This is a genomic window from Qipengyuania zhejiangensis (genome assembly GCF_035607565.1).
GTDB classification, from domain to species: domain Bacteria; phylum Pseudomonadota; class Alphaproteobacteria; order Sphingomonadales; family Sphingomonadaceae; genus Qipengyuania; species Qipengyuania zhejiangensis.
Genome location: NZ_JAYKGO010000001.1, coordinates 253,994 through 276,922, shown reverse-complemented (window position 1 = coordinate 276,922; position 22,929 = coordinate 253,994). Strand labels below are relative to the sequence as shown.

Here is a 22,929-nt window from a genome sequence, read left to right as displayed (position 1 = left end):
GGAAGATAAAGAAAATCAGTACCCAGTACAGTAATACCAGTACCCACTGTCACGGCGGGTATTGGACCAGAACCAGCACAGGTCGGGCCGCGGGGGACGAACCGGCGGTCGACCCATCACCGGCACACCGACGATTTCACCAAGGATCACACCGGCGATCAGGCGTCCGATGTAGCGCTGGTGTACCGCCTGGCGGATTTCCCGACGCATCTCGCGCTGCTCGCGACGAATTTCGCGCATCCCTTCCTTGTAGGCCTGGCGCGCTTCTTCCTTGGACTCGGATTTCAGGATGTCGCGCCGCAATTCTGCCCGTTCACGGGCGATTTCACGCTGGCCTTCCCAATATTCCTTTCGCGGAGAAGCAGCCTGTGCGGGTTGAAACGAACCGGCGAGCAAGGCGGCTGCTACGGCAGCCGACGCTGCTTTTCGCAACCTGTCCATCAGCGTCCTCCATCGGTGAGGTTCCGGGCCTTCAGCGCATCCCAGAACGCGCGTTTGTAGGAATCGCAGCCGCCTTCCTCGATGGTGTCCACGCTTCCCGCTCCGAAGGCGGCCGAAAAGTAGAAGGCCCGATCGGTGCCGAACAGCTGCGAGAGGCGGTTAAAGACCTGCTGCACCCGGTAGAGGGTCTGGGCCTTTGCGTCGGCTTCGCTGCACTGGTGGGTAACGCCGGCCGCATAGCCGAACTGGTTGAGGGCCTCGTCGAAGGCTTCCTCGGTCTGTTCTTCCGCCGGTTCCTGTGGGTCCTGGGCCAATGCGGGCGAGCCGGCCAGCAATCCAGCCGCGAGACCCGCGATCAACAATTTCTGTCGCACGAATTTTGCCATCTCAATATTCCTTTCCCGTTTTCGCGAGGTTCCTTTCCGGAACCATTTACTCGTCAGTACTTGACGACGAGATTCACGAACCCGCCCGTCCAGGACGGGGCATCCCCGCCCGATGCGACCTTGATACCCTTACCCGGCGTGGACACGCTCGCCCCTGCGGTGACGAAGATGTTCTGGTTAAGCAGGTGGGTGTACTCGACGAAGAAATCGTCGGCGAGATGGCCGTTCGTCACGCCGGAGATGACGCTGCCCAATCCGTCCGCGATTTCCAGGCGCGTCGCCTGGCCGAACTGGATCGGGCTGCGCAATTCATCGACCCGGATGTGCGCAGTCCGGAAGGTCAGGAAGTCCTTCGGACTGGGCATCAGCTTCAACGTCAGTTGATGCGACTGAACGTTGGAATTGATAAAGACGAGCGCGGACTTGGACCCTGTCGCCCAGCTGGCCGGAGAGCCTTCGTAATTAAGCGGGTCGAACCGCTCCAGCGTGGCGGTATCGGGATCGTCGCCCGAAAAACGCTGGTACGTATAGAACAGCTCGGGTCGCCACTTGGACTGGGCCCAGAGATGGCCAAGCTGGAACCTGCCGCCCCATGCGCGCAGTCGAATACGATCGTTCCATTCGTAAGCGCCATCCAGCGCCACGTAGAGACCCTTCACACTGCTCTGCAGGGGATGGAACTTCGTATAGAGAGTAATGGCGTTCAGACCGTCCCTTCCGCCATCGAGGAAGGCGGGAGGGCCCAGGCCGCCCGGTGCCGCCTGGGGGTATGGGGCGCCTGACCTCAAGACGTTGATGTAACTCAGCCCCGCATAATCGCCCCCTTGGCGATCGATACGGGCATCGGCACCCGCTATGCGCGTGCCGGTGTTGTTCGATTCCAGCTCATTGGGGTCGATATAGAAGCCGGTAAGGGCGAAACCGTTCTTGCGATACGCTGCGATGACAGAGCGCTCCCAAGCCTTGCGGGGACCAAGCTTGACCGCCCCACGTTCGAAGCCGTTGGAAGCCCCGTTGGAAATCAGCATCCCCGTGCCCAGCTTCAATTCCCGCGCGCCCACCGATACGTCGAATTGCCCCGATTCCCGGGTTCCGGTCCTGAAGCCGACGTAGGCCTCCTCGAGCGTCACCCTGCCCGTATCGCTTTGAGAGAAAGCGTCGGTGCCCAGCGTTGTCGACGCCACACCTGACACACGGCCGTAGAGCTGGCTTTCGCCTCCCGTGTCCTGTTCGAAGTTGATGCCAGGTTTGACGTAAGCCTCGAGCCATTCCGCGTCAGAATCGAAATTGGCGCTGGGCGCGAACTTGTCGGCAAGGTTCCAGTAAAGGTTCTGCTCCGCCACGGCGTTGACACCGCCATCCAGAGTAGCTGTTACCCGTGTGTCACCATCGTCATGGATCGCGAGCGGATTGGATTGCTGGGCCACCGCGGGCGAACCGGCGAGAACGCCGAACGCAAAAGCCGTGAAGGCGAGTCGACCAGCGCGCCTGGGCAGGCCGGATGTTTGCATGCTTGACGAGGCAGAGCCACGAATGTGTCGAACGCATGACTTTTTCAAGATTGTCACTCCCAAGGCGCGACCCCGAGAACGTTACCAACCTGAGTTCTCATTAACCCGCCGCGTTTGCAATTGCCTAGTTGCCCATTTTGGGCACCGGGCTTACCCAAGGATGGAATCCTTGCGTAGGGAGAGGCTGTATGAACTTCGCTTCGGAAAATTTCGGCGTGATCTGGCCCCGTCACGTGGACGGAATCATCCGCCTTCTCACAAGTTTGCGGCAGGCATTCGGCGGCGATCTTGATTCCGTGCTTATTCTGGCGGTGATCGGATCGGCGGCATTGCCGCAGGGGAAACTGCCTCCCGATCTGTCCTACCCGGAGTTTACCGGCGGCAGCGATCGCGACCGGTACGCGTCTCCCCTCAACACCAACTCGATTGCCGACATTACAGGTATTCCGCGCGAAAGTGTGCGCCGCAAGCTGTTGGCGATGGAAAGCAAGAAGTGGGTCCAACGGGGCGACAACGGATACTGGGAAATCGGCCCGAATGGTGCGAGCGATCTCCAGCCGATGACGGATCTCTCGCTCGAATACCTGTCGAGCATCGCTGAAGTTATCAGATCTGCGTAAGGCAGGCGACCCCCGATATCAATTGCGCCAAAGCCCCTCCGCAGACCGAGGCTAAGCGCCGAAACTGACGTTCGGCCTATGCGCCGTTCGCACCCTCCCACGCGGCAAGCTTCGCAAACATGACCCGGCTCGTGAAACCTGCCGGAGCGGTCTTCACGATGGATGCAAGACTGATGCTTTCGGGAAGAAGTGGTGCCGCTTACAGGACTCGAACCTGTGACCCCATCATTACGAATGATGTGCTCTACCAACTGAGCTAAAGCGGCACTTCGTCAGCGTCGTCAGCGCGGTTGCGCCAAGGTCAGCGTTGGAGTGGAGGCCCGAGCCGGAATCGAACCGGCGTGCAAGGATTTGCAGTCCTCTGCGTAACCACTCCGCCATCGGGCCTCGCCCGCCCTGCCGGACGGGAAGCGGCCCACTAGCGATTCTGTGCGGCATTGGCAATCGGCTTGATGGGCACTTTACGTAACGTCAGTCTGGACGTCGGCCGATCCAGCCGCAATGACAGGCCCATGAGCCTATCCGACCTTCTCGATCCGATAACCGCCAGCGGTGGTTCGGCTCGCTTCGACAATCTTGACAACTGGCTGCAGGGACGCACCCTCTATGGCGGTGCGTCTGCCCTGATCGCCTACACCGCCGCGATCCGGGCCTTTCCCGATTTGCCGCCCTTGCGCGCTGCGCAGATCGCCTTTGTCGCCCCGACGGGGCCGGATGTCGAACTGCGCCGCGAAATCATTCGCCAGGGGCGCAACGTGGCGCAGGTGCGCAGCGAAATCTGGTGTGAGGGAAGCTGCACACTGTCCGCATTCCTGTTGTTTGGAACCGGACGCGAACCGAACGCCCTCCATGCGGCGGCCCCAGTCGCGGATTGGCCCGGCCCGCCGGAAGACGCCGACAACGCCATGAACGGCAAGGGCCCCGCCTTCATCCAGAACAATTTCGAAATCCGGCGCGCGCAGGATGCGCGCGGGCCGGGCGATCCGGTCGTAAGGCGATGGGCCAGACTGACCGATCGCAGCGGGCTGGATGCGATCAGCGAACTTATCCTGCTCGGCGATGTGCTGCCGCCGGGTGCCATGCGCGCAATGAAGCGGCAGGGGCCGATCAGTTCGATCAACTGGTCGTTCAACCTGCTCGACACTGCGCCCACGACGCGCGATGGCTGGTGGTTGTCGGAAAATGCCAGCCAGCATGCCGACGACGGCTATTCGTCGGAACGGCTCAGGCTATGGAATGCCGATGGCCAGCAGGTCCTCGACGGAATGCAGAGCGTGGCCGTATTCGGCTGAACGTCACACGTCGGTGAAGTTCGGCGCGCGTTTCTGCATTTCGGACATGACCGCTTCGATCTGGTTGGGCTGGCGCATGATTGCGTCCTGTTCGACGCTTTCGGCCATCAGGATCGCGTCTTCGCCTTCCTCGTGCATCACCTTGAACAGGCGTTTGGCGCCGCGGATTGCCTCGGGGTTCTTTGCAGCGATGGTTTCAGCCAACGCGGTTGCGCGGGCATGGGGATCATCTTCAAGGATCGTGGCAAGGCCCAGTTCCTTCGCCTCCGCCCCGGTGAATTCGCGGTTGGTGTAGGTAAGTTCGCGCAGCACATCGTCGCGCACCAGCCCGCGCCACAAGGCGTAGCCGCCCATGTCGGGCACAAGGCCCCACTTCATTTCCATCACCGCCATACGCGTATCGGGGTGAACCACGCGGATGTCCGCACCGCTGGCGATCTGCAGGCCGCCGCCGAAGCATACGCCGTGGATCGCGGCGATGACGGGAACAGGGCATTTGCGCCAGGTCATGGCGGCTTCCTGCGCCCGGTTGGCGTTGCCATGCGTGCGATCGGCAAGCGGGCTCGGCTCTCCGGCAGGCGCCGAACCGAAATTGGAGAGATCGAGACCCGCGCAAAACGCGCGTCCTTCGCCCGAAAGGACAACCGCCCGCAGGCCCTTCATCGTGCGCAGGCTTTCGCCCGCCTCGAGGATGGCTTCGAACTGGGCCGGGTCCAGAGCGTTCATCTTGTCGCCGCGCGTGAAGCGCACCTGCGCAACGCCATTGGCCCCAAGATCAATCGATACCCGATCGTTCGCCTGCATGTTCGGTTTCCTTCGAAGTGTTGTCCTGATCATTACCGTTGCCGATCGAAACCTGTCTGTCCAGCGCTTCGCAAGTGCCGAACGCAAAGACGCTGCGCGCAGTTTCCTCCGACTTGCCCAGGCAATAGCCTCCGCGCGGATGGGTTTCGACAAGCCAGGCGCAGCGCGAGATCGCCAGCTCCGCCCGAAGGCGCGATACATGGACCTCGAGCGAGTTTGTTTCGGGAATATGGTCGAGCCGCCAGACATCTGCCAGCAGCTCGCGCCGTGAAACCGGTCGATCCGGTGTTTCCGCCAACCGCCAGAGCAGCGCGAATTCCCGCGGATGGAGCCCGAGCCAGACACCGCCTGCCTGCCCGTCCCGAAGAAACAGGTCGAGCGTCACGGGCCCGGCCACGCGGCGACGCGGCAGGGCACCGGCGAGGATTTCCAGTTTCATAAGGCGCGCAGCCAGTTCGACCAGCGCAACCTGTGTGCCCACGGCATCCCCGAATCCGCGCGCCAGCAGGCGGGCCCGCGCCCGGCCATCGTCCACACCCACCGCCATGGTGGTTGCCGGCTGCGCGATGCTGTCCACATCGGGGGGGCGGCACCCCGCCCTCCAGTCCACCAGGCAGGGCACCTTCGCCATGCCCTTGCGGCAGGCGGCAACGCAGGCCAGCCCCCAGCCGATATGGCGCAGATCCCACCGTGCCGGCGGTTCCGCCTTTTGCGAGAACCATGAAAATCTTCGCTGCGTCACCGAGCCTCCTTACCTCCTTGGCTCAATGCGCCAAGTAGGCAGGAAGGACCCGGACCCCCAATCGGGCCAGTTACTTAACGGCGATCAATCACCGCTGCGGCCTCAGGAATTGCCGTGTTCCGCAAGGAACTTCTTCACGTTGCGGGCGGCCTGGCGAATGCGTTGTTCGTTTTCGACCATCGCGATGCGAACGAAGCCCTCGCCCTCCTCGCCGTAACCGACGCCTGCGGCGACGGCCACACCGGCGTGTTCGAGCAATTGCTTGGAAAATTCGAGGCTGCCGACGTTGTGGAAACCGGGCGGGAGCGGAGCCCAGGCAAACATGCTGGCGGGCGGAACCGGGATGTCCCAACCGGCGCGCCCGAACGATTCCACCATCACGTCGCGGCGCCGCTGATACCGCTCGCGGTTTTCCGCGACGATATCCTGCGGCCCGTTGAGCGCGGCGCAGGCAGCCGCCTGGATCGGGGTGAAGGCACCATAATCGAGATAGCTCTTCACCCGGGTGAGCGCGGAAATCAGCGTCGGATTGCCGACGGCAAAGCCCATGCGCCAGCCGGCCATCGAATAGGTCTTGGACATCGACGTAAATTCGACCGCCACGTCCTTGGCGCCCGGAACCTCCAGGATCGAGCGGGTCGGTTTGCCGTCGTAATAGAGTTCGGAATAGGCGAGATCGGACAGAACCCAGACCTTGTTTTCGCGCGCCCAGTCGACAAGCCGTTCGTAGAAATCGAGATCGACCGTCTCCGCCGTCGGATTGCTGGGGTAATTTACCACCAGAACCGTCGGGCGCGGCGCGGTGAAGGCCATCGCGTTGTCCAGCGCCTTCCAATAGCGTTCGTCGGGCGTGGTCGGCACCGACCGGATCGTCGCACCGGCGATGATAAATCCGAATGTGTGGATCGGATAGGACGGGCTGGGCGCCAGCACGACATCGCCCGGCGCGATGATCGCGGTGGCCATGCTCGACAGGCCTTCCTTGGACCCCATCGTGACCACGACTTCGCTTTCGGGATCGAGTTCGACCCCGAAACGGGTGGCGTAATAATTGGCCTGGGCACGGCGCAGGCCGGGAATGCCTTTCGATTGCGAATATCCGTGCGCGTCGGGCTTGCGCGCGACTTCGCACAATTTGTCGATCACATGCTGGGGCGGAGGATGGTCGGGATTGCCCATGCCAAGGTCGATAATGTCCCGCCCCGCACGGCGCGCGGCATGCCGCATCGCGTTTACTTCCGCGATGACGTATGGTGGCAGGCGCTTGATGCGGTAAAATTCCTCGGACATTCCAGCTCCGTTGGGCATTGGTTGTGTAACACTGATTACCTATTCATCCGGCAGGCGCAATCGCCACGCGCGATCACCCTTGCGGAATATCCTACCAAGCCGCAAACCCGGGCTTGCCCCCACGAGGACCGATGATGGACGATAGCACCCCAGACCCCTTCACCAACATGTTCGAAGCGCCTGCCAAACTGGCACAGGCCATGTTCGCGCCGATGGCCGGTTTCCAGGGCGCTGCGATGCCGTCTGGCGCGATAAAGCCCGAAGACATGCAGCATTGGACCGAAGTCGGCGCCAAGCTTCAGGGAATGTGGCTGGAATACCAGGCCGAACAGCTGTCCAACCCGCAAGCGCTCGCCCCTTACCTCGATCCGTCGCGCTGGACCCGTATGGCGCAGGACTGGTTCCGCCAGATGCCGATCGCGGACCCGGCCAAGCAGCAGGAACTGTTCACCGAAGGCATGGTCCTGTGGCAGCAGGTGCTTGGCCAATACGGCCTTGGCCCCCAAGCGACGAGCGACGGCGAACCCGAATTGCCGCGTTCCGACCGCCGGTTTGCCGACCCACGCTGGCGCGCGCACCCTGCGTTTGCCCTGATCCACCAGACGTACCTGTTTCTGGCTGAGCGGGTGAACGAGATGGTCGACCGCATGGAAGGCATGCCGGAAGACAAGCGCGAACAGCTTCGCTTCACCACCCGCGCCATCACCGAAGCCGCCAGCCCGGCCAATTTCGCGCTTACCAACCCCGTCGTCCTGGAACGCACGCTGGAAACCCGTGGCGACAATCTGGTGAAAGGGATGGAGCATCTCCTGACCGACCTCAGGCGGGGCCAGCTCAGCCATACCGACGCCAGCGCCTTCAAGCTTGGCGGGAACATCGCGGTGACGCCGGGCAAGGTGGTGCACGAAACGCCGATGTATCAGCTGATCCAGTATTCACCGACCACCGAAACAGTGCTGGAAACGCCGTTGATCATCTTCCCCCCGTGGATCAACCGGTTCTACATCCTCGACCTCAACGCCAAGAAAAGCTTCGTGCGCTGGGCCGTCGAACAGGGCGTGACCGTGTTCATGGTCAGCTGGAAATCGGCCGATGCCAGCATGAAGGACGTGGTGTGGGACGATTACGTGCGCGCCCAGATCGACGCGATCGACCATGTGCGCGATCGGTTCGGCGTCGAAAGCGTCAACGCCATCGGCTATTGCGTTGCCGGGACCACGCTCGCGGCGACCCTCGCCCTGCTGCATCGGCGTGGGGAACAGGACAAGGTCAACAGCGCGACCTTCTTTACCGCTCAGGTCGATTTCGAGAAAGCGGGCGAATTGCTCAATTTCATCGACGACAAGCAGATGAGCGTCATTCAGGCCATGTCTCCCGACGGGTATCTGGACGGGCGGGTCATGGCTGCGACCTTCAACATGCTGCGCGGTACCGATCTGATCTGGAACTACGTGGTCAACAACTACCTGCTGGGCGAAGACTACCCTGCCTTCGACCTGCTGCACTGGAACGGCGACGTCACGAACCTGCCGGGCAAATGGCACGGTCAGTATCTTCGCGACCTCTATCGCGACAACAAGCTGGTCGAAGCCGACGCGCTGAGTGTCGATGGAACGCCGGTCGACCTCGGCCTCGTCGAAACGCCGACATACGTGCAGGCGGGCAAGGAAGATCACATCGCACCCGCCGAAAGCGTCTGGCGCATCACCGAACACTTCAAGGGGCCGATCAAGTTCGTGCTGGCCGGGTCTGGGCACATCGCCGGGGTGGTCAACCCTCCCGAAGCGGGCAAGTACCAATACTGGACCAACGATGGCAGTCCGCGCAGCCTCGCCGAATTCCGCAAGGATGCGGTGGAACATCCCGGCAGCTGGTGGCCCGACTGGATCGAATGGCTTCGCGCTCGCGGGGATGCCACTGTGCCCGCGACGGGCAAGCGCAAGCCCGGCGGCAAGGGCGATAAAGTCATCGAAGACGCGCCCGGAAGGTACGTTGCCACGCGCTAAAGCGCTGTTTATAAATTATTATCTCGTTTATTGTGCAGTGCACAAAAATTGCTTGACTTCGCAGTTGCAATGTCTATTTTGTGCAGTGCAACAAACGTGAGGTTCCCATGGCTGATAGCCAGAGCAAGATCGATGCCGCTGCCGAGAAGGCTTTTGCCGACGCCGCGGAAAAGAAGACCGCTGAAACGGTGAACGTCAAGGCTGTCGAAAAGGCAGTCGAAGCGGAAAAGCCCGCACCCGTGAAGACCGAGAAGGTCGCCGAAGCGGTCGCCGCACCGGCTGCAAAGCCGGTCGTCGCCAAGAAGGCCGCGCCCAAGAAGGCCAAGGCTGTCGCCAAGAAGGCAGCGCCGAAGAAGGCCCTCGCCAAGAAGGTTGCACCGGCGAAGAAGCCGGTCGCCGCCAAGAAGATCAAGGCAGCCCCGAAGAAGGCGGCCGCCACGAACACCACCCCGATTTCCAAGCTGAAGGATACCATCATGGCTACTGCCAAGACCGCAAAGACCACCGATTACACCGCCAAGGCCAAGGAAGTGGCTGCCGACGTGCAGACCCGCGCCAAGGCTGCTTACGGCAAGGGCACCGAAATGACCAAGGACGTCGTCGAATTCCAGAAGGGCAACCTCGAAGCTCTCGTGGAATCGGGCAAGATCCTGGCCGCTGGCATGCAGGACATGGGCCGCACCTATGTCGAAGAAGCCAAGGGCGCTGTCGAAACCGTCCAGACCGACGTGAAGAAGCTGGTCGCCGTTAAGTCCCCGACCGAGCTGTTCCAGCTCCAGGGTGAACTGGCCCGTCGCAACTTCGACGTCGCCGTTGCAACCGCTTCGAAGAACACCGAAGCCATGCTGAAGCTCGTCAACGAAGCTTTCGCACCGGTTTCGAACCGCATGAGCCTGGCAGCCGAGAAGTTCTCGAAGGCCGCTTAAGCGTTACCGAACTTCAATCGGCCGGGCACTCTCTCCTCTCTCCCCCGCCCGGCGATTGGACATTGCGGGTCGGATGGCTGTTACAGCCGTCCGGCCCGCTTTCTTTTCCCGCGCAGATCCGCATCGTTCAGCCGTTTGTTAACCCGCGAATGATTTAGGCACGCGCTCATGCCTTGCGATTTTCCCGCGCGTTACGATAATGAGCCCAGCAATGATCGACGTCCCCACCCCCTTCCCGATCCGCGCCGCCGAAGGCGATGACGATTCGCGCGAAGGCGAAGGCCAGGTCGGCGTTGCCACCAAGGCCCGCACGAAACCCAAGAAGCCGAGCCAGTACAAGGTTCTGCTGCTGAACGATGATTACACGCCGATGGAATTCGTCGTGATCGTGCTCAAGCGATTCTTCCGGATGGACATGGAAGAAGCCACCCGCGTGATGCTGCACGTCCATCAGAAGGGCGTGGGGGTGTGCGGAATCTTCCCATACGAAGTTGCCGAAACCAAAGTGAACCAGGTGATGGATTTCGCCCGCCAGAACCAGCACCCCTTGCAGTGCACGCTGGAGAAGGCCTGACGGCAATTCCCGGGATACCGGGACACAAGAGGCATGACCTGCGCGGCAAATCGCGCTAGGGCGCGGTTCGAAGACAACTGACCGGCAGCAACTTGTCCCATATCCTACCAGCAATTGACCGTTACATCCTGAGGCTCGTCATCGTGCCGATGATGAGCGTGTTCGCGATCGCCGCATCGCTGCTGCTGCTGGACAAGATGCTGCGCCTGTTCGATTTTGTTGCGGTCGAAGGCGGGCCGGTCGGCGTGGTGTTCAAGATGCTCGCCGCGCTGATCCCCGAATACGCCAGCCTCGCCATTCCGCTCGGGCTTCTGCTCGGCATCCTGCTCGCCTTCCGCAAACTGGCCACCACCAGCGAACTCGATGTGCTGCGCGCAGTGGGAATGGGATATGGGCGCCTGCTGCGCGTGCCCTACATCATTACCGCGGTGCTGATGGCGGTGAACGTGGCCCTGGTGTTCTATGTCCAGCCGGTCAGCCGGTATTACTACGAACAGCTCGAATACGATTTGCGCTCGGGCGCGTTGGGCGCTTCGATCAAGGTCGGGGAATTCACCACGCTGGCCGACAAGATGGCCCTGCGTATCGAGGAAAGCGAAGACGAGGGGCGCCAGCTCAAGGGTATCTTTGCCCGCGTCGCCAACGACAAGGGCCAGGTCCTGTCGATTTCCGCCCGCGAGGGTGCCTTTCTGGCGACCACCGATGCGCCCGACACGATCATCCTGCGGCTGACACAGGGCACGATCGTTCAGGACACCGGCAGCCAGACGCCGCGCGTTCTGACCTTCACCCGCCATGACCTGCCGATCGACCTGCCCGCAATCGAACAGTTCCGCGCCCGCGGCGATGCGGAACGCGAATATATCCTGCCCGAATTGTTGCGCATCGGCTGGAACAACGACGCGAGCGAGGCCAAGCGGGACGCCAGCCAGGCCAGCTTCAACTTCCGCCTTGTCGAAGTGGTCATGATGGCGCTGCTGCCGCTGCTTGCCGTGGCGCTGGGCATTCCCCCCAAACGATCGACAAGCGCACTGGGCGTCTTCCTGTCGATCGTGATGGTCGTCGCCTACCACAAGGTGAACCAGTACGGTGAAGACATCGCTGCCCTTGGCCGGTTCGATCCGATCCTTGCCTTGTGGGGGCCGTTTGCCCTGTTTTCGGCGCTGATCGTGTGGATGTACTGGCGCGTCGCCTTCGTGCCGGGCGGGCAGGCCATTGGCGCATTGGAAATCTGGTTCGCCAAGATCGGCAAGCGGATCGGCAAACTGTTCCGCAAACGTCGCCCGGCCCTTGTCGCCGCACCGGCGGAATAGGGGGCCGTATGCAACTCGACTTCTTCCCTTCGCGCACGCTGACGATCTATCTCGCCAAGCTGTTCGTCGTGCGCATCTTTGCCATGCTGATCATGCTGGTGCTTGTCCTCATGATGCTGGACCTGCTGTCCAACAGCGGGGACATCCTGGCGGTGGAAGGCAACGGGCAGGGGGAACTCCTGACCTACACGGGGCTGCGGATACCCCAGCTTATCTCGCGCTTCCTGCCCTATTCGGTCCTTCTCGCCACGCTGATATCGCTGGTTACCTTGAACCAGAACAGCGAAGTCATCGCGATGAAGGCAGCGGGCCTTTCCGCGCACCAGGTGCTTGCACCGCTGCTGCTGACGGCTGGTATCATCTCGCTCGTCAGCTTCGGCTTCAACGAACGAGTCGTGACACGCTCCACAGCCACGCTGAAGGCATGGGAGGCGGTCGATTACGGTGCCGTGCCGCGCGATTCCGGTGTGCGCGCGAACATATATCTCACCGATGGCACAAGCGTCCTCACCGCCGCCCAGTTGACCGGTTCCGGTGACGCAATCGCGATGAACGACGTGACCTGGTATCTGCGCAACCCGGATGGAACCATCGTCGAACAGGTGGACGCCGCACGGGCTACCTATGCGGCGCCTGGATGGCGGCTGGAGGATACGCAGCGTTTCCGCGTCCAGAACGCGGTCACCGATCGGCCCGGCGACCTGGTGGTGGGGACAGGATTGACCCCGTCCCAGATCGATCTTGCCAAGATCGATCCCGAAACGCAGCCGTTCTGGACCCTGTCGCAATCGATCGATGCTTATGAGAAGGCAGGCCGGCGCACCGCCGAATTGCGCGCCAAGTGGTGGCACAAGATTTCCGGCCCCCTGTCCGCTTTCCTCATGCCGCTGCTCGGTGCTGTGGCGGCTTTCGGCCTCGCGCGTTCGGGACAGCTGTTCGTCCGCGCGGTTATCGGCATGGCGATGGGCTTCGCCTTCTTCGTGGTCGACAACGCCGCCTTGGCCATGGGCAGCTTCGGGGGATATCCGCCGTTCCTGGCAGCCTGGGCGCCCGTGCTACTGTTCGTCCTCATCGGTGAAACGGTTCTTATCCGGACCGAGGAATGAGCGCCTGGCGCATCCGCCTCGCCCGAGCCGGAGATGCCGAGCATCTGCCCGAAATCGAACGCGCCGCGGCGGTCCTTTTCGCAAACGATCCCGATTGCGCCGGACTCGATTTCGATGACACGCTGAGCGTTGCCGAACACCGCACCCTGATCGCCAAGGGCCGCTGCCTCGTTGCACAAGCCGGGGACAGGGTCGTCGGCTTCCTGGCAGCGCAGCCTTTTGCCCGCGAACTGCATATCCGCGAAATGGATGTCCATCCCGATTTTCAGGGCCAGGGCATCGGGACGATCCTGTTACGCGCGGCCCTGATCGATGCAGAGAACGCGGGCTTTCGCGCGGTAACCCTGACCACGTTTCGCGATCTGGCGTGGAACGGGCCCTTCTATGCCCGCATCGGTTTTGTCGAAATCGAAGACCTGCCGGCACATCCCCGGCTCGCAGCCGAAATTGCGGATGAAATTGCAGGCGGCCTTCCCGCCGATCGCCGGATTGCCATGATCCGCTTCCTCGGCTGAACCCGAAAACGGGAACCCTTGGGGCGGTGGCGGATTGATGCCACAATGTTGCCACAAAGGAGATCTGGCATGAACAAGTTTGCAATCCCCGCCCTCGTCGCCACCCTCGCGCTCGGCGCGTGCGGCGAAGCCGATGCACCCGCAGCCGACGAAACCGTCGTATCCGACGGCGCAGACACCACTGTCATCACCCCGACCGCAACCGAAACGGTCGTTGCCGAGCCTGTCGACGGCGAAACCGGTTCGAGTGTGACTATCGACGGCAGCGACGTCGATGCCAGCGTCAGCGAAGATGGCGTTCAGGCCGACATCACGATCGACTGATCCCCAATCGGAACCCAACGGTTCCCTAAACATGAAAAAGGCCGCTTTCCCGTTATCGGGAAAGCGGCCTTTTTCTATCGCGCGTTCGCCGTGTCAGCTGCGGGGGCGCATCGTGTTGCGCGCAATCCGCGAAACCAGCACAGCCATCCCCTTGTGGTTCGCCCCGTCATAGGTCGATGCGGCACCAAGTTCGCGCACCAGACGGCGGTGCGCTTCGGGTAGCGAATGATACGGCATGGAAGGCATCAGATGGTGCAGCGCATGATAGCGCAGCCCCACCGGTGCCCAGACTTCCGCCACGAAGCCAGGCGGCGGCACATTGACCGAATCGAGAAACTGGGCCGTCACCGTCATCGCTTCGCCCTCGTTCTCCCACAAATGGGCGACAAGGGTGCGAAGCTGGTTCAGCGTGGCCGTTACCGACACGATGGCCAGCGCAATCAGCAAGGGCCGCCAGCCGAGCGCAAAGACGCTGCCGATCAGCGCCCATGACCAGATGAAGCCACCGGTTTCCTGCCAAAGAACACGCGGACGAAGCGCCCCTTCGGGTGGGCGACGGCGAAAGTCGGGATTGATCGCAAGGGCGGAAAACCGCTGCCAGGTGAGCGTGCGAATAGGCGGAATGATCGCCCCCAGCGGCACCAGGACCGCAAACCGGAACAGCAGCGCCACGGGCGCCAGAAGAGCGACGAGCACGAACAGCGGCAGGCTCCACGGCTTCATCAGCGCGAGCGGGAGATATTCGGGATCTTCGATGGTGCCATATTGGGTGCGCTTGTGGTGCAGCGTGTGGACGCCTTCGTACATGAAGGACGGCGTCAGCATGGGGATGCCGACCATCACGTTCCACGCGGTGCGGAAGCCCGGCAGCGCCGTTCCACGAAGGTGCGAAATTTCATGGATGAACAGCAGCGCGCGATAGAGCGCGAGCGCCGAAACAATGCCCAGGACAACCGCCAGCGGAACGCTGTCCACCAGGATCGCGCCTGCCAGTGTCGCGTATCCGACCAGCGCCGACCCGATCATGTCCGGCCAGTAAATCGCGGCGCGGGCCTCTGCGATATCCTTGGTCAGATCGCGGGCAGCGCGGAGCATCGCCTTGTCGTCCGGCAACTGCGCGTGCCAGCCGGCGCCGGCATCGCGGCGCGCAACAAGATCGGCGGAAGGCATCGACTGATGTGCTGTCATGGCAAATTGTCCTTGGGTGCCCTTAACGGAAAGCCGCTGACGAATACAGCGCCCGCTTTCGATCATAGTGATCGCGCGGGCAGTTTCCTTGACAAAGATCATTCTGCACACAACGGGCTAATGCAGGCTGAACGGAAAGGCGCGAGATTGTCGAGCAGTGAAATAGGGATCGAACCCGTCGGGGGCAAGGAAGGGCGCGCACGCTTCGTGGACCTCGGCCGGGCCTTCGCCGCGCGCGAGGAACACAGCGTCCCGCAGTTGCGCTCGGAATTGCTCGAGCTGGTCGACCCGGCCAGAAATCCGTTCTTCGCCCATGCCAGCCATCAGCTTTTCGTGGCAACCCGCGCGGGCCGCGATGTCGGCCGCATTTCGGCTCATATCGATCACCTCGCGCTGGAGCTGCCCGAAGATCAGGGCATGGGTCCGGGCACTGGCATGTTCGGCTATTTCGATGCGGAAGACGAAGCTGTCGGTCATGCGCTGCTGGCGGCTGCCGAAGACTGGCTGCGCGGGCAGGGCATGACAAAGGTGCTCGGTCCCATTTCCATGTCGATCTGGGAAGAGCCGGGCCTTCTGGTTCGCGGGCAGGATCATTCGCCGATGATCATGATGGGCCACCATCCCGCGCATTATCGCGGCTGGATCGAAGGGGCCGGATACGCACCGGCCAAGACATTGCTGACCTATGATCTCGATGTGAAAAGCCAGTTTCCGCCGCTGATCCAGCGGATCGTCAAATCGGGCGAAGCAAACCAACGCATTCGCATCCGCCATGTGGACCCCAAGCGGTGGGACGAGGAAGTGCCCATCGTCCTTGGCATCCTGAACGATGCGTGGTCGAAGAACTGGGGCTTTGTCCCCTTCACCGCGGAAGAAATCGCCTACGCCGGCAAAAAACTGAAGCCGATCATCCATCCCGAAATCAACATGATCGCAGAACTCGACGGGCGCCCTGTGGCCTTCATGCTGACCTTCCCCGACATGAACAAGGTTCTCAAGAAGATCGACGGAAAGCTGTTCCCCTTCGGCTGGGTGCGGATGCTCAGCTGGTTGAAGCGGCCGAGGAATACCGACATGCGTGTGCCCCTGATGGGTGTGCTGCGCGAATTGCACAATTCGCGGCTCGCCAGCCAGTTGGCCTTCATGATGATCAGCCGCATCCGCGACAACGCGAAGAGCATCTTCGGCACGAAGCGGGCGGAAATCGGATGGATCCTGGACGACAACCAGGGCATGAAAGCCATTGCCGATGCCATCGAAAGCTCGGTCAACCGCGAGTATGTGATTTTCCGCAAGGCGCTGTAACGGACCGCTGTTGCCGAACCGCAACGACCGTCAATTCTCGCACAGCCCGGCGGAACCTGACCCGCGCACCGACCGTTGGGGTCGGACGCGGACGATTTGCCCGCACTGCGAGAACCGATGGCAACCAACACATCCAAACCGATTGCAACGACCCTGCCCGAACGCGTTCTGGTGGTGGAAGACGATGCGATCCTGGGCCTTTCGATCGAACAGGCCCTGGAAGATGCGGGCGTGCGTCATGTGGAAATCTGCCCGACTTCGGAACTTGCGCTGGACGCGCTGCGCCGCGAACAGCCCGACGCTATCGTTCTCGATGTGCATCTGGCTGATCGCGATGACGGCTGGGCCATTGCCGAACTGGTGAAGACCCTGGGTCCGGACAGCCCCCGGATCATCTTCTCCACCGGTATGCCCGGCGATATTCCGGAAGAAATCGCTGCGCTGGGCTCTGTGCTCACCAAACCGTATGACGCCGATACGCTGATCGACCTGTTGCGCCAGCCGGAACGTGTCGGGATCATTTCCCGGCTCCGCGGCAAGCTCCTCTAGAGCGGCGCCACGACTTTCCCGGCGCGCGTTTGGTCCAGCGCGCCCGACATCCGTTTCATCCCGCCACGACTGTCCAAAGCGTCCGCGCGGCTGCGCGCTCGCGCGTCGGACAAAAAAAGGCCTCCGTCGGCTGAGCCGGCGGAGGCCTTTCGGGATCGTATCACCAGCCGCTTGGACGGGAGGGGGGTCTCGGCGGTGACATAGACTAAATGCTCGTCTGAAAAACCGGTTCCCCGCCTTCTCAAAAATTCTGGAATTATTTTTGGATACCAGAAAAACCCGTTTTAAATGAATGGCCTGGAGTGATCCGCCTGACGTTCATACTGGGCAAAGTCGGCGGCCTTATCCATATCCGGAATACAGATTTCCCGCGATTTCCAGATCAGCAGCCCTTCGCGTTCGAGCTGACGGATGGTGCGGTTGGTGTGCACCAGCGACAGGCCCAGCATATCGGCAACCTGCGACTGGGTGATCGACAGCCTGAGCACGTTATCCCGCGAGGCCATTCCGGTCGCCAGCGCGCGGTCCAGCAACCACACGCCAAGATAGGCGACACGTTCGCGCGCGCTGCGCTGACCGAGCGCGACGATATGCTCCTCCAGCGCCGTCTCTTCCTTTGCCGCCAGCCAGGTGATGTCATACCCAAGACGCGGGTGCTGGGACACGAGCTGCGTGAAGTGGTTTCGCTGGAATCGGCACAACCGCGCGTCCAGCAGCGCCTCCACCGAATGGCTCGATGGCTCCTCGAAGGCGCCCTGCAAACCGGCGAGATCGCCGGGGAACATGAAATTGACGATTTGCCTACGCCCGTCCTCCAGAGTGCGGAAGCGGATCATCAGGCCTTCCAGCACCGTGAACAGATTGTGGCTCTCGGCGCCCTGCTCGATCAGGGTGCCGCCCTTGTCGATGCGGACTTCGCCATCCTTGAAGTCGGCAATGTATTCCAGCTGCCGCTGCTCGAGCGGGCGGAGCCCCGGGCAAGCCTGCAACGGACAGTTCTTGCAATCGACAGGATTTGCGACGTCGTGCATCGGCAACGATCCCCCTTGATTATGCAGTGAATTTCACAAACGGATACAATCCACGTTGGAAAGCGCAAGAGTTGGCGCAGATGATGTGGAACCGAATGTCTGGCAGGACGTTCAATGCGCGCACCTATTTGGAAGGGGTTCTATGTCTCTCGGTGATCAAATCGCCCGTAATCTACCGTATCTCCGCCGTTACGCCCGCGCGCTCACGGGCTCGCAAGCGACCGGCGATGCCTTCGTAAGAGCCACGCTGGAAGCAGCGCTTGCCGACGATGGTCTTAAGCGTTCGCTCGAAGGGGGGCGTGTGCCGCTCTATCGGGCTTTCAACAAGGTCTGGGCCAGTGCCTACCTCGACGTGTCCGACCGCGACGACGATGGAACGCACGAAGGTGCGGCCCAGGATCGTCTCAAGTCGATCACCCCGCTGAACCGCCAGGCCTTGCTGCTGACGACCCTTGAAGACTTCTCGGTCGAACAGGCCGGCGAAATCATGGATATCCCGGCCGACGATGTCGAGCGCCTGGTCCAGGAAGCGGTCACCGAAATCGACCGCGAGTCCACCACGAGCGTCCTCATCATCGAAGACGAGCCGCTGATCTCCATGCAGCTCGAAGATCTCGTGACCAACCTTGGCCACGAAGTCTGCGGCACCGCGGCCACCCGCACCCAGGCGCAGGAAGTCGTCGCTGAAAAGACACCGGGTCTCGTCCTGGCCGACATCCAGTTGGCTGACGGTTCGTCGGGTCTCGACGCGGTGGACGACATTCTGGCGATCAGCAGCGTTCCGGTGATCTTCATCACCGCGTATCCCGAACGCCTGCTGACCGGCGACCGTCCCGAGCCGACCTATCTGGTCACCAAGCCGTTCCAGGAACAGACTGTTCGCGCCGCGATCAGCCAGGCCCTGTTCTTCGGTTCGAGCCGCCCGCTGGGTTAAACCCGGCGCTGCATCGCGATAAGGGAAAAGGCCCGCTCCCCCGATAAGGGGAGCGGGCCTTTTTCTGTGCTGTAGGGTGCAGGCCCATCCATCCCGGCGGGCCTATCCACGCGCGCCAGTGTTCGTTAATGTCCGCGGCTTGCCAGCTGGTCATGGCGCAGGGCAAACTCGCTCGGCGATCGCACCGGCACCAGCAAGGTGCACCGCACCCCGCCTTCTTCAAAACGCAATTCGACAGGGTGGCGCAGTTCATGCGCGATGATCTTCTCGATCAGTTCGGTTCCGAAACCACGCCGATCGGGTTTTGTTACCCTCGGCCCACCGCTTTCCACCCATTCGATGCGGGCGAGCTTGTCGTTCACCGTCATCCAGGAAATCGAAACCTTGCCCCCGCTCACGCTCAGCGCCCCGAACTTGGCCGCGTTGGTCGCCAGTTCGTGAAGAGCAAGGCCGATAGACAAGGCGTCGTTGGGTGCCAGTTCCGTGTCCGGACCGTCCAGAGTGATCTCATGATCGTCGTTGCGGGCATAGGGTGCCAGTTCGACCTCGACGACAGAACGGATCGGTGTGGTGCCCCATTCCGACTGCGTAAGCAGATCGTGGGTGGCTGACAGCGCGCGAATGCGCCCGTCGATCCCTTCGGCGAATTCGTCCAGATCGCTGGCACGTCGGCGGGTCAGCGAAACGATGGACAGCACATTGGCCAGGGTGTTCTTGACCCGGTGGTTGAGCTCGCGCGTCAAGGAATCGCGGATCGAGTTCTGCTGCACGAGCCAGTCGAGCGAACGGCTGTCTTCCAGCGCCTGCTGGGTGAGCAGGCGGGCAACCAGCATGAGCAGGCTGGCAACCGCCAACCCGAACAGCAAGGTGATCATCGACATGGTCGACAGGGCTTCGTTGCGCACGGATTGCACCATCAGCAACATTGATCGATTGGCCAGCTCGACACGCCTTTCGACGCTGCGCCCGGTGTCCTCCCAACCATCCAGTTCCGCCATCAGGCGGCGATCGTTGCCATCGAGGTCGTAGAGGCGGGCTGCGAAACCATCGTACCGAACCAGTTCGGCCGCGGATTCAAGAAATTGTTCGGCATTGAACGGGCTGTAAACAAAACCCTTCAGATCGCGGCCTTCGCCGGCGCCTTCGAACACGGGCATGTAGATCAGGAAGCCCCAATCCTCTTTGCCGCCTTCCTGCACGAGCACGACACGGCCGGTCGAGGTTGGTCGCTGGTCGCGCACCGCCTGATCCATCGCTTGCCGCCGGTCGGGATCGGAATACATATCGTAGCCCAGGGCACGCCTGTTTCTCAGCGTGTCCGGGTGGAGGTAGAGGACGGGGACCATGAAATTGCGGGGTTTCTGAACAAGAGAAGGCCGCACAGTGAGAACCGCTACGCGCCCTTGCGACACATCCTGCTCGAATTCGTCCAGTTGCGATCGCGTTATTGCCGGCGCCCAGCCAATCCCTTCCGCGCCGCGATAATCGGAATCGAGGCGCAGCTCTGCGACGAACCGCCGAAAAAGATCGTCGGTGATCACATCCTGAGTGCTCAGCAGCGCGGAACCGGCACGCAGATAGGAAGAGCCGGTGAACGCACGGCGTTCGATCGCCGATCCCATGGCCTGCGCGCGGCGCTGGATATCGGCCTGGTCACGCTCGTCCTCGCCTCGTTCGATGGCAAAGACGCTCAGCACCGTCATCGTCATCACAAGGAGGAAGATGAGCACCGGAACGGCGCGCGGATAGTCCACCAGCCAGCGACGGCGGCGACCCTTGCGTTGTAGTTCCTCGGTGACCAGCGACTTGCCCCTTGCCCGGCGTTCGTGCCTGCGGTGTATACTATGATGTATTGAGCATTTGGTTCCACAATGTTTACAGGCGGGAACCGACTGGCGCTTTCTGCGTTGGCGGAACACTACAGGGATCGTGTTATCGCCGGGAAATGACGCCAATTGCGCGCCGGCTTTTAAGAACCAAGGGCCAAACTTGATCGATATGAGTTCCCCCAAGACAGACAAGCCCGGCAGTGTCACCGGCAAGGCCAAAGACAGCCAGGCCCAGCGCTCGCCAGATTGGGCCAACGGACTTCGGCAGCTCTACGACTCGGTCGTGGACGAAGATTTGCCGGACAGCTTCAAGGATTTGCTATCGCAACTGGACGCAAAGGACTGATGGAGGTCACCGAACGGACGGCCTCCGAGAAGGCCGATTTCAAACGCGAGCTGACGCAGGTCGTTCCGCACCTGCGCGCTTTCGCGCGTGGCCTTTGCGGCCGTGCCGACATGGCCGACGACCTTGTTCAGGAAGCCTTGCTCAAGGCATGGGCGGCGCAGGATCGGTTCCAGCCCGGAACGAGCATGCGCGCCTGGACCTTCGTGATCCTTCGCAACGCCTATCTCACCGATATGCGTCGTAACCGTTTCCGCGGTGAATACGACGAAACGGTTGCCGAGCGTATTCTGACCGCACCCGCTGGCCAGGAAGAACCGATCCATCTTTCGGACATGCACCGCGCGTTGCTCACCCTCCCTGCGGAACGCCGCGAGGCGCTCCTGCTCGTGGGCGCAGGCGGCTTCTCCTACGAAGAAGCGGCTACGATCTGCGATTGTGCCGTCGGCACGATCAAGAGCCGCGTGGGACGCGCCCGCGCTGCCCTGACGTCGATGCTGACGGACGGGGACATTCCCCGACGCTCTGCTGACGATGCAACCGCACACCGCGCCATCCTCGAGGAACTCGACGAGGTAGCTGCCGGCAACGGTATCTCCGCACGGGGTTGATAACCATCGGCGGGCATTCCGCCCAATTTTCTTGTCTCGTCACATGCCGCAAGGCACATAGGTTGCCATGACCGAGCCTGACGCCCCGTTGCCAGAACCGACTGAACAGGGCGCTGCGGACCGTTCGCGCAGGCTGGCTTTTGCCGAACAGGAACTGCGGCTGATATCTTCGCTGGTGCTGTTGATCGGGCTGGGATTGTTCCTGGCCCTACCCTTCGTGCTTTCAATCGGTGCAGTGGTTTTTCTCCCCGTGGTCACCGCCCTGGTGCTGACCGTCATTCTGTCCCCGCTCGCCGACAAGTTGAATGGCTGGGGCCTGCCCAACGCTGTGGCATCGCTCGTGGCGCTGCTGTTCTTCTTCGCCGTCCTGATCCTCGCGCTCGCGCTCATCCTTCAGCCGGCTTTTGCGTTGTTCGACGACGTGCCCGCAATGGCGCAGCAGGTCATGGTCCGCTTTGGCGAAGTGCAGCGCCAGTTCGCCTGGGTCGGACAGATCAACGACCAGCTGGCCGAACTGGCCGATCGCGGCGGAAACCGGGAAGTCGTGCTCGCCAGCCCAAGCCTGCTTGAAGAGCTGGCGTTCGCAACGCCGAGCTTCGTGCTCGAAACCGTGCTTACTTTGCTGATGACCTACTTCATGGTCGAAGCCCGCGTACGGCTGCGCCAGCGCCTTTTGTTCGGGCGCTCCAGCTTCGGCACCAGCATCAAGGCCGCCCGCGTCTTGCGCGAAGTTCAGGAACGGGTGGCGTCGTATATTCTGACGGTCGGATGGATCAACTGCGTGGTGGGCCTGATTGTCGCGCTTGGCGCATGGGCGCTCGATGTCGATGCGCCGATCATGTGGGGCGGGCTGGCGGCCCTGCTCAACTTCCTGCCCTATATCGGTCCGATCATCATGGTCACCCTGCTCGGCCTGTTCGGCATCGGCACGTCGGACACCATATTGCTCGGCATGGTCCCCGCCCTCGCCTATCTGGCGCTGCATACGGTCGAAGCCAATGTTGTAACCCCGTCGATCCTCGGCGCGCGGTTCACCATGAACCCCGTGCTCATCCTGATCGCACTATCCTATTTTTCGTGGGTCTGGGGCGTGTTCGGTGCGCTTTTGTCGGTTCCCATCCTGCTGATGCTGACGGCCCTGTTCGACCACGTCGGACGGCCCAATCTGGTTGGCTTCATCTTCGGAGAACCGTTGTTTGCCTCGGAAATAATCTCCGAGGGCGGCAGCGAAGAAACCCCCTGACCCAAAAGAAAATGCCCGCCGCACGCGTGGTGCGACGGGCATTGCC

Annotated in this window: 24 protein-coding genes and 2 tRNA genes; 15 read left to right on the top strand and 11 right to left on the bottom strand. The window is 61.9% G+C overall.

What is annotated here, in order from left to right:
• Positions 1-15: 15 nt before the first annotated feature.
• Genes VR863_RS01290 through VR863_RS01280 form a run of 3 tightly spaced genes read right to left on the bottom strand, consistent with a single transcriptional unit; the run spans position 16 to position 2,338 of the window.
• Positions 16-441 carry a hypothetical protein gene (locus VR863_RS01290; RefSeq protein ID WP_324826628.1) on the bottom strand — a complete coding sequence of 142 codons (426 nt, stop codon included), beginning with the start codon at positions 439-441 and terminating at the stop codon, positions 16-18.
• On the bottom strand, positions 441-827 hold the full coding sequence (locus tag VR863_RS01285; protein WP_324826627.1) for a hypothetical protein: 387 nt from the start codon (positions 825-827) through the stop codon (positions 441-443). The genes VR863_RS01290 and VR863_RS01285 overlap by 1 nt, the downstream gene beginning before the upstream one ends.
• 53 nt (positions 828-880) lie before the next feature.
• Complete coding sequence (locus VR863_RS01280; protein WP_324826626.1) at positions 881-2,338, bottom strand: hypothetical protein; 1,458 nt, start codon at positions 2,336-2,338, stop codon at positions 881-883.
• Between the two features lie 188 nt (positions 2,339-2,526).
• On the opposite strand from VR863_RS01280, the gene VR863_RS01275 reads away from it, so the two are divergent.
• On the top strand, positions 2,527-2,958 hold the full coding sequence (locus VR863_RS01275) for a hypothetical protein (RefSeq protein WP_324826625.1): 432 nt from the start codon (positions 2,527-2,529) through the stop codon (positions 2,956-2,958).
• 190 nt (positions 2,959-3,148) lie between these two features.
• On the opposite strand, the gene VR863_RS01270 is transcribed toward VR863_RS01275, so the two are convergent.
• A tRNA-Thr gene (locus VR863_RS01270) sits at positions 3,149-3,224 on the bottom strand.
• Positions 3,225-3,271: 47 nt separating this feature from the next.
• Positions 3,272-3,345: transfer RNA gene (locus VR863_RS01265), tRNA-Cys, on the bottom strand.
• A gap of 125 nt (positions 3,346-3,470) precedes the next feature.
• On the opposite strand from VR863_RS01265, the gene VR863_RS01260 reads away from it, so the two are divergent.
• On the top strand, positions 3,471-4,250 hold the full coding sequence (locus tag VR863_RS01260; protein WP_324826624.1) for an acyl-CoA thioesterase: 780 nt from the start codon (positions 3,471-3,473) through the stop codon (positions 4,248-4,250).
• 3 nt (positions 4,251-4,253) lie between these two features.
• Here the strand turns inward: VR863_RS01260 and VR863_RS01255 are convergent, their stop codons facing one another.
• The 3 genes from VR863_RS01255 to VR863_RS01245 form a co-directional block, all read right to left on the bottom strand.
• Positions 4,254-5,054 (bottom strand): crotonase/enoyl-CoA hydratase family protein, encoded by an 801-nt coding sequence (locus VR863_RS01255; protein ID WP_324826623.1) that lies wholly within the window; start codon positions 5,052-5,054, stop codon positions 4,254-4,256.
• Positions 5,026-5,796 (bottom strand): winged helix-turn-helix domain-containing protein, encoded by a 771-nt coding sequence (locus VR863_RS01250; RefSeq protein ID WP_324826622.1) that lies wholly within the window; start codon positions 5,794-5,796, stop codon positions 5,026-5,028. Before VR863_RS01250 ends, VR863_RS01255 begins: the two co-directional genes overlap by 29 nt.
• A gap of 102 nt (positions 5,797-5,898) precedes the next feature.
• Entirely contained in the window at positions 5,899-7,086 is a 1,188-nt protein-coding gene (locus VR863_RS01245; RefSeq protein WP_324826621.1) for an LL-diaminopimelate aminotransferase, read from the bottom strand.
• Positions 7,087-7,220: 134 nt separating this feature from the next.
• On the opposite strand from VR863_RS01245, the gene VR863_RS01240 reads away from it, so the two are divergent.
• The 7 genes from VR863_RS01240 to VR863_RS01210 all read left to right on the top strand — a co-directional run bounded on the left by VR863_RS01240 (position 7,221) and on the right by VR863_RS01210 (position 13,850).
• On the top strand, positions 7,221-9,092 hold the full coding sequence (locus VR863_RS01240; RefSeq protein WP_324826620.1) for a PHA/PHB synthase family protein: 1,872 nt from the start codon (positions 7,221-7,223) through the stop codon (positions 9,090-9,092).
• 107 nt (positions 9,093-9,199) lie between these two features.
• Positions 9,200-10,018 (top strand): phasin family protein, encoded by an 819-nt coding sequence (locus VR863_RS01235; protein ID WP_324826619.1) that lies wholly within the window; start codon positions 9,200-9,202, stop codon positions 10,016-10,018.
• Positions 10,019-10,229: 211 nt separating this feature from the next.
• Positions 10,230-10,592, top strand: a complete 363-nt coding sequence (gene clpS / locus VR863_RS01230; protein WP_324826618.1) for an ATP-dependent Clp protease adapter ClpS — start codon at positions 10,230-10,232, stop codon at positions 10,590-10,592.
• Between the two features lie 92 nt (positions 10,593-10,684).
• Positions 10,685-11,905, top strand: coding sequence for an LptF/LptG family permease (locus VR863_RS01225; RefSeq protein WP_324826617.1), 1,221 nt, complete (start codon positions 10,685-10,687; stop codon positions 11,903-11,905).
• Positions 11,906-11,913: 8 nt separating this feature from the next.
• A complete protein-coding gene (lptG, locus tag VR863_RS01220) occupies positions 11,914-13,011 on the top strand; it encodes an LPS export ABC transporter permease LptG (RefSeq protein ID WP_324826616.1) in 1,098 nt (365 codons plus the stop codon).
• A complete protein-coding gene (locus VR863_RS01215; protein WP_324826615.1) occupies positions 13,008-13,526 on the top strand; it encodes a GNAT family N-acetyltransferase in 519 nt (172 codons plus the stop codon). Before lptG ends, VR863_RS01215 begins: the two co-directional genes overlap by 4 nt.
• 69 nt (positions 13,527-13,595) lie before the next feature.
• Complete coding sequence (locus VR863_RS01210; protein WP_324826614.1) at positions 13,596-13,850, top strand: hypothetical protein; 255 nt, start codon at positions 13,596-13,598, stop codon at positions 13,848-13,850.
• A 93-nt stretch (positions 13,851-13,943) separates the two neighbouring features.
• Here VR863_RS01210 and VR863_RS01205 read toward each other — a convergent pair whose 3' ends face one another.
• Positions 13,944-15,038, bottom strand: a complete 1,095-nt coding sequence (locus VR863_RS01205) for a fatty acid desaturase family protein (protein ID WP_324826613.1) — start codon at positions 15,036-15,038, stop codon at positions 13,944-13,946.
• 147 nt (positions 15,039-15,185) lie between these two features.
• On the opposite strand from VR863_RS01205, the gene VR863_RS01200 reads away from it, so the two are divergent.
• Positions 15,186-16,343, top strand: coding sequence for an N-acetyltransferase (locus tag VR863_RS01200; protein WP_324826612.1), 1,158 nt, complete (start codon positions 15,186-15,188; stop codon positions 16,341-16,343).
• Positions 16,344-16,460: 117 nt separating this feature from the next.
• Positions 16,461-16,892, top strand: a complete 432-nt coding sequence (locus tag VR863_RS01195) for a response regulator (protein WP_324826611.1) — start codon at positions 16,461-16,463, stop codon at positions 16,890-16,892.
• 284 nt (positions 16,893-17,176) lie between these two features.
• Here the strand turns inward: VR863_RS01195 and VR863_RS01190 are convergent, their stop codons facing one another.
• Entirely contained in the window at positions 17,177-17,923 is a 747-nt protein-coding gene (locus VR863_RS01190; protein WP_324826610.1) for a Crp/Fnr family transcriptional regulator, read from the bottom strand.
• Between the two features lie 142 nt (positions 17,924-18,065).
• Between VR863_RS01190 and VR863_RS01185 the strand changes: the two genes are divergently transcribed.
• Positions 18,066-18,857 (top strand): response regulator, encoded by a 792-nt coding sequence (locus tag VR863_RS01185; protein ID WP_324826609.1) that lies wholly within the window; start codon positions 18,066-18,068, stop codon positions 18,855-18,857.
• 125 nt (positions 18,858-18,982) lie between these two features.
• Here VR863_RS01185 and VR863_RS01180 read toward each other — a convergent pair whose 3' ends face one another.
• Positions 18,983-20,611, bottom strand: coding sequence for a CHASE domain-containing protein (locus tag VR863_RS01180; protein ID WP_324826608.1), 1,629 nt, complete (start codon positions 20,609-20,611; stop codon positions 18,983-18,985).
• 244 nt (positions 20,612-20,855) lie between these two features.
• Between VR863_RS01180 and VR863_RS01175 the strand changes: the two genes are divergently transcribed.
• From VR863_RS01175 to VR863_RS01165, 3 genes are all read left to right on the top strand, one after another.
• A complete protein-coding gene (locus VR863_RS01175) occupies positions 20,856-21,032 on the top strand; it encodes a NepR family anti-sigma factor (protein WP_324827548.1) in 177 nt (58 codons plus the stop codon).
• Positions 21,032-21,640, top strand: coding sequence for a sigma-70 family RNA polymerase sigma factor (locus VR863_RS01170; protein ID WP_324826607.1), 609 nt, complete (start codon positions 21,032-21,034; stop codon positions 21,638-21,640). The genes VR863_RS01175 and VR863_RS01170 overlap by 1 nt, the downstream gene beginning before the upstream one ends.
• A gap of 67 nt (positions 21,641-21,707) precedes the next feature.
• Positions 21,708-22,883, top strand: coding sequence for an AI-2E family transporter (locus VR863_RS01165; protein WP_324826606.1), 1,176 nt, complete (start codon positions 21,708-21,710; stop codon positions 22,881-22,883).
• Positions 22,884-22,929: the final 46 nt, after the last annotated feature.

What these genes read in the sequence shown, in the direction of transcription:
- VR863_RS01290 (WP_324826628.1), bottom strand. Translation starts at nt 441, where the DNA reads ATGGACAGGTTGCGAAAAGCAGCGTCGGCTGCCGTAGCAGCCGCCTTG.
- VR863_RS01285 (WP_324826627.1), bottom strand. Translation starts at nt 827, where the DNA reads ATGGCAAAATTCGTGCGACAGAAATTGTTGATCGCGGGTCTCGCGGCT.
- VR863_RS01280 (WP_324826626.1), bottom strand. Translation starts at nt 2,338, where the DNA reads ATGCAAACATCCGGCCTGCCCAGGCGCGCTGGTCGACTCGCCTTCACG.
- VR863_RS01275 (WP_324826625.1), top strand. Translation starts at nt 2,527, where the DNA reads ATGAACTTCGCTTCGGAAAATTTCGGCGTGATCTGGCCCCGTCACGTG.
- VR863_RS01260 (WP_324826624.1), top strand. Translation starts at nt 3,471, where the DNA reads ATGAGCCTATCCGACCTTCTCGATCCGATAACCGCCAGCGGTGGTTCG.
- VR863_RS01255 (WP_324826623.1), bottom strand. Translation starts at nt 5,054, where the DNA reads ATGCAGGCGAACGATCGGGTATCGATTGATCTTGGGGCCAATGGCGTT.
- VR863_RS01245 (WP_324826621.1), bottom strand. Translation starts at nt 7,086, where the DNA reads ATGTCCGAGGAATTTTACCGCATCAAGCGCCTGCCACCATACGTCATC.
- VR863_RS01240 (WP_324826620.1), top strand. Translation starts at nt 7,221, where the DNA reads ATGGACGATAGCACCCCAGACCCCTTCACCAACATGTTCGAAGCGCCT.
- VR863_RS01235 (WP_324826619.1), top strand. Translation starts at nt 9,200, where the DNA reads ATGGCTGATAGCCAGAGCAAGATCGATGCCGCTGCCGAGAAGGCTTTT.
- clpS (WP_324826618.1), top strand. Translation starts at nt 10,230, where the DNA reads ATGATCGACGTCCCCACCCCCTTCCCGATCCGCGCCGCCGAAGGCGAT.
- lptG (WP_324826616.1), top strand. Translation starts at nt 11,914, where the DNA reads ATGCAACTCGACTTCTTCCCTTCGCGCACGCTGACGATCTATCTCGCC.
- VR863_RS01215 (WP_324826615.1), top strand. Translation starts at nt 13,008, where the DNA reads ATGAGCGCCTGGCGCATCCGCCTCGCCCGAGCCGGAGATGCCGAGCAT.
- VR863_RS01210 (WP_324826614.1), top strand. Translation starts at nt 13,596, where the DNA reads ATGAACAAGTTTGCAATCCCCGCCCTCGTCGCCACCCTCGCGCTCGGC.
- VR863_RS01205 (WP_324826613.1), bottom strand. Translation starts at nt 15,038, where the DNA reads ATGACAGCACATCAGTCGATGCCTTCCGCCGATCTTGTTGCGCGCCGC.
- VR863_RS01195 (WP_324826611.1), top strand. Translation starts at nt 16,461, where the DNA reads ATGGCAACCAACACATCCAAACCGATTGCAACGACCCTGCCCGAACGC.
- VR863_RS01190 (WP_324826610.1), bottom strand. Translation starts at nt 17,923, where the DNA reads ATGCACGACGTCGCAAATCCTGTCGATTGCAAGAACTGTCCGTTGCAG.
- VR863_RS01185 (WP_324826609.1), top strand. Translation starts at nt 18,066, where the DNA reads ATGTCTCTCGGTGATCAAATCGCCCGTAATCTACCGTATCTCCGCCGT.
- VR863_RS01175 (WP_324827548.1), top strand. Translation starts at nt 20,856, where the DNA reads ATGAGTTCCCCCAAGACAGACAAGCCCGGCAGTGTCACCGGCAAGGCC.
- VR863_RS01170 (WP_324826607.1), top strand. Translation starts at nt 21,032, where the DNA reads ATGGAGGTCACCGAACGGACGGCCTCCGAGAAGGCCGATTTCAAACGC.
- VR863_RS01165 (WP_324826606.1), top strand. Translation starts at nt 21,708, where the DNA reads ATGACCGAGCCTGACGCCCCGTTGCCAGAACCGACTGAACAGGGCGCT.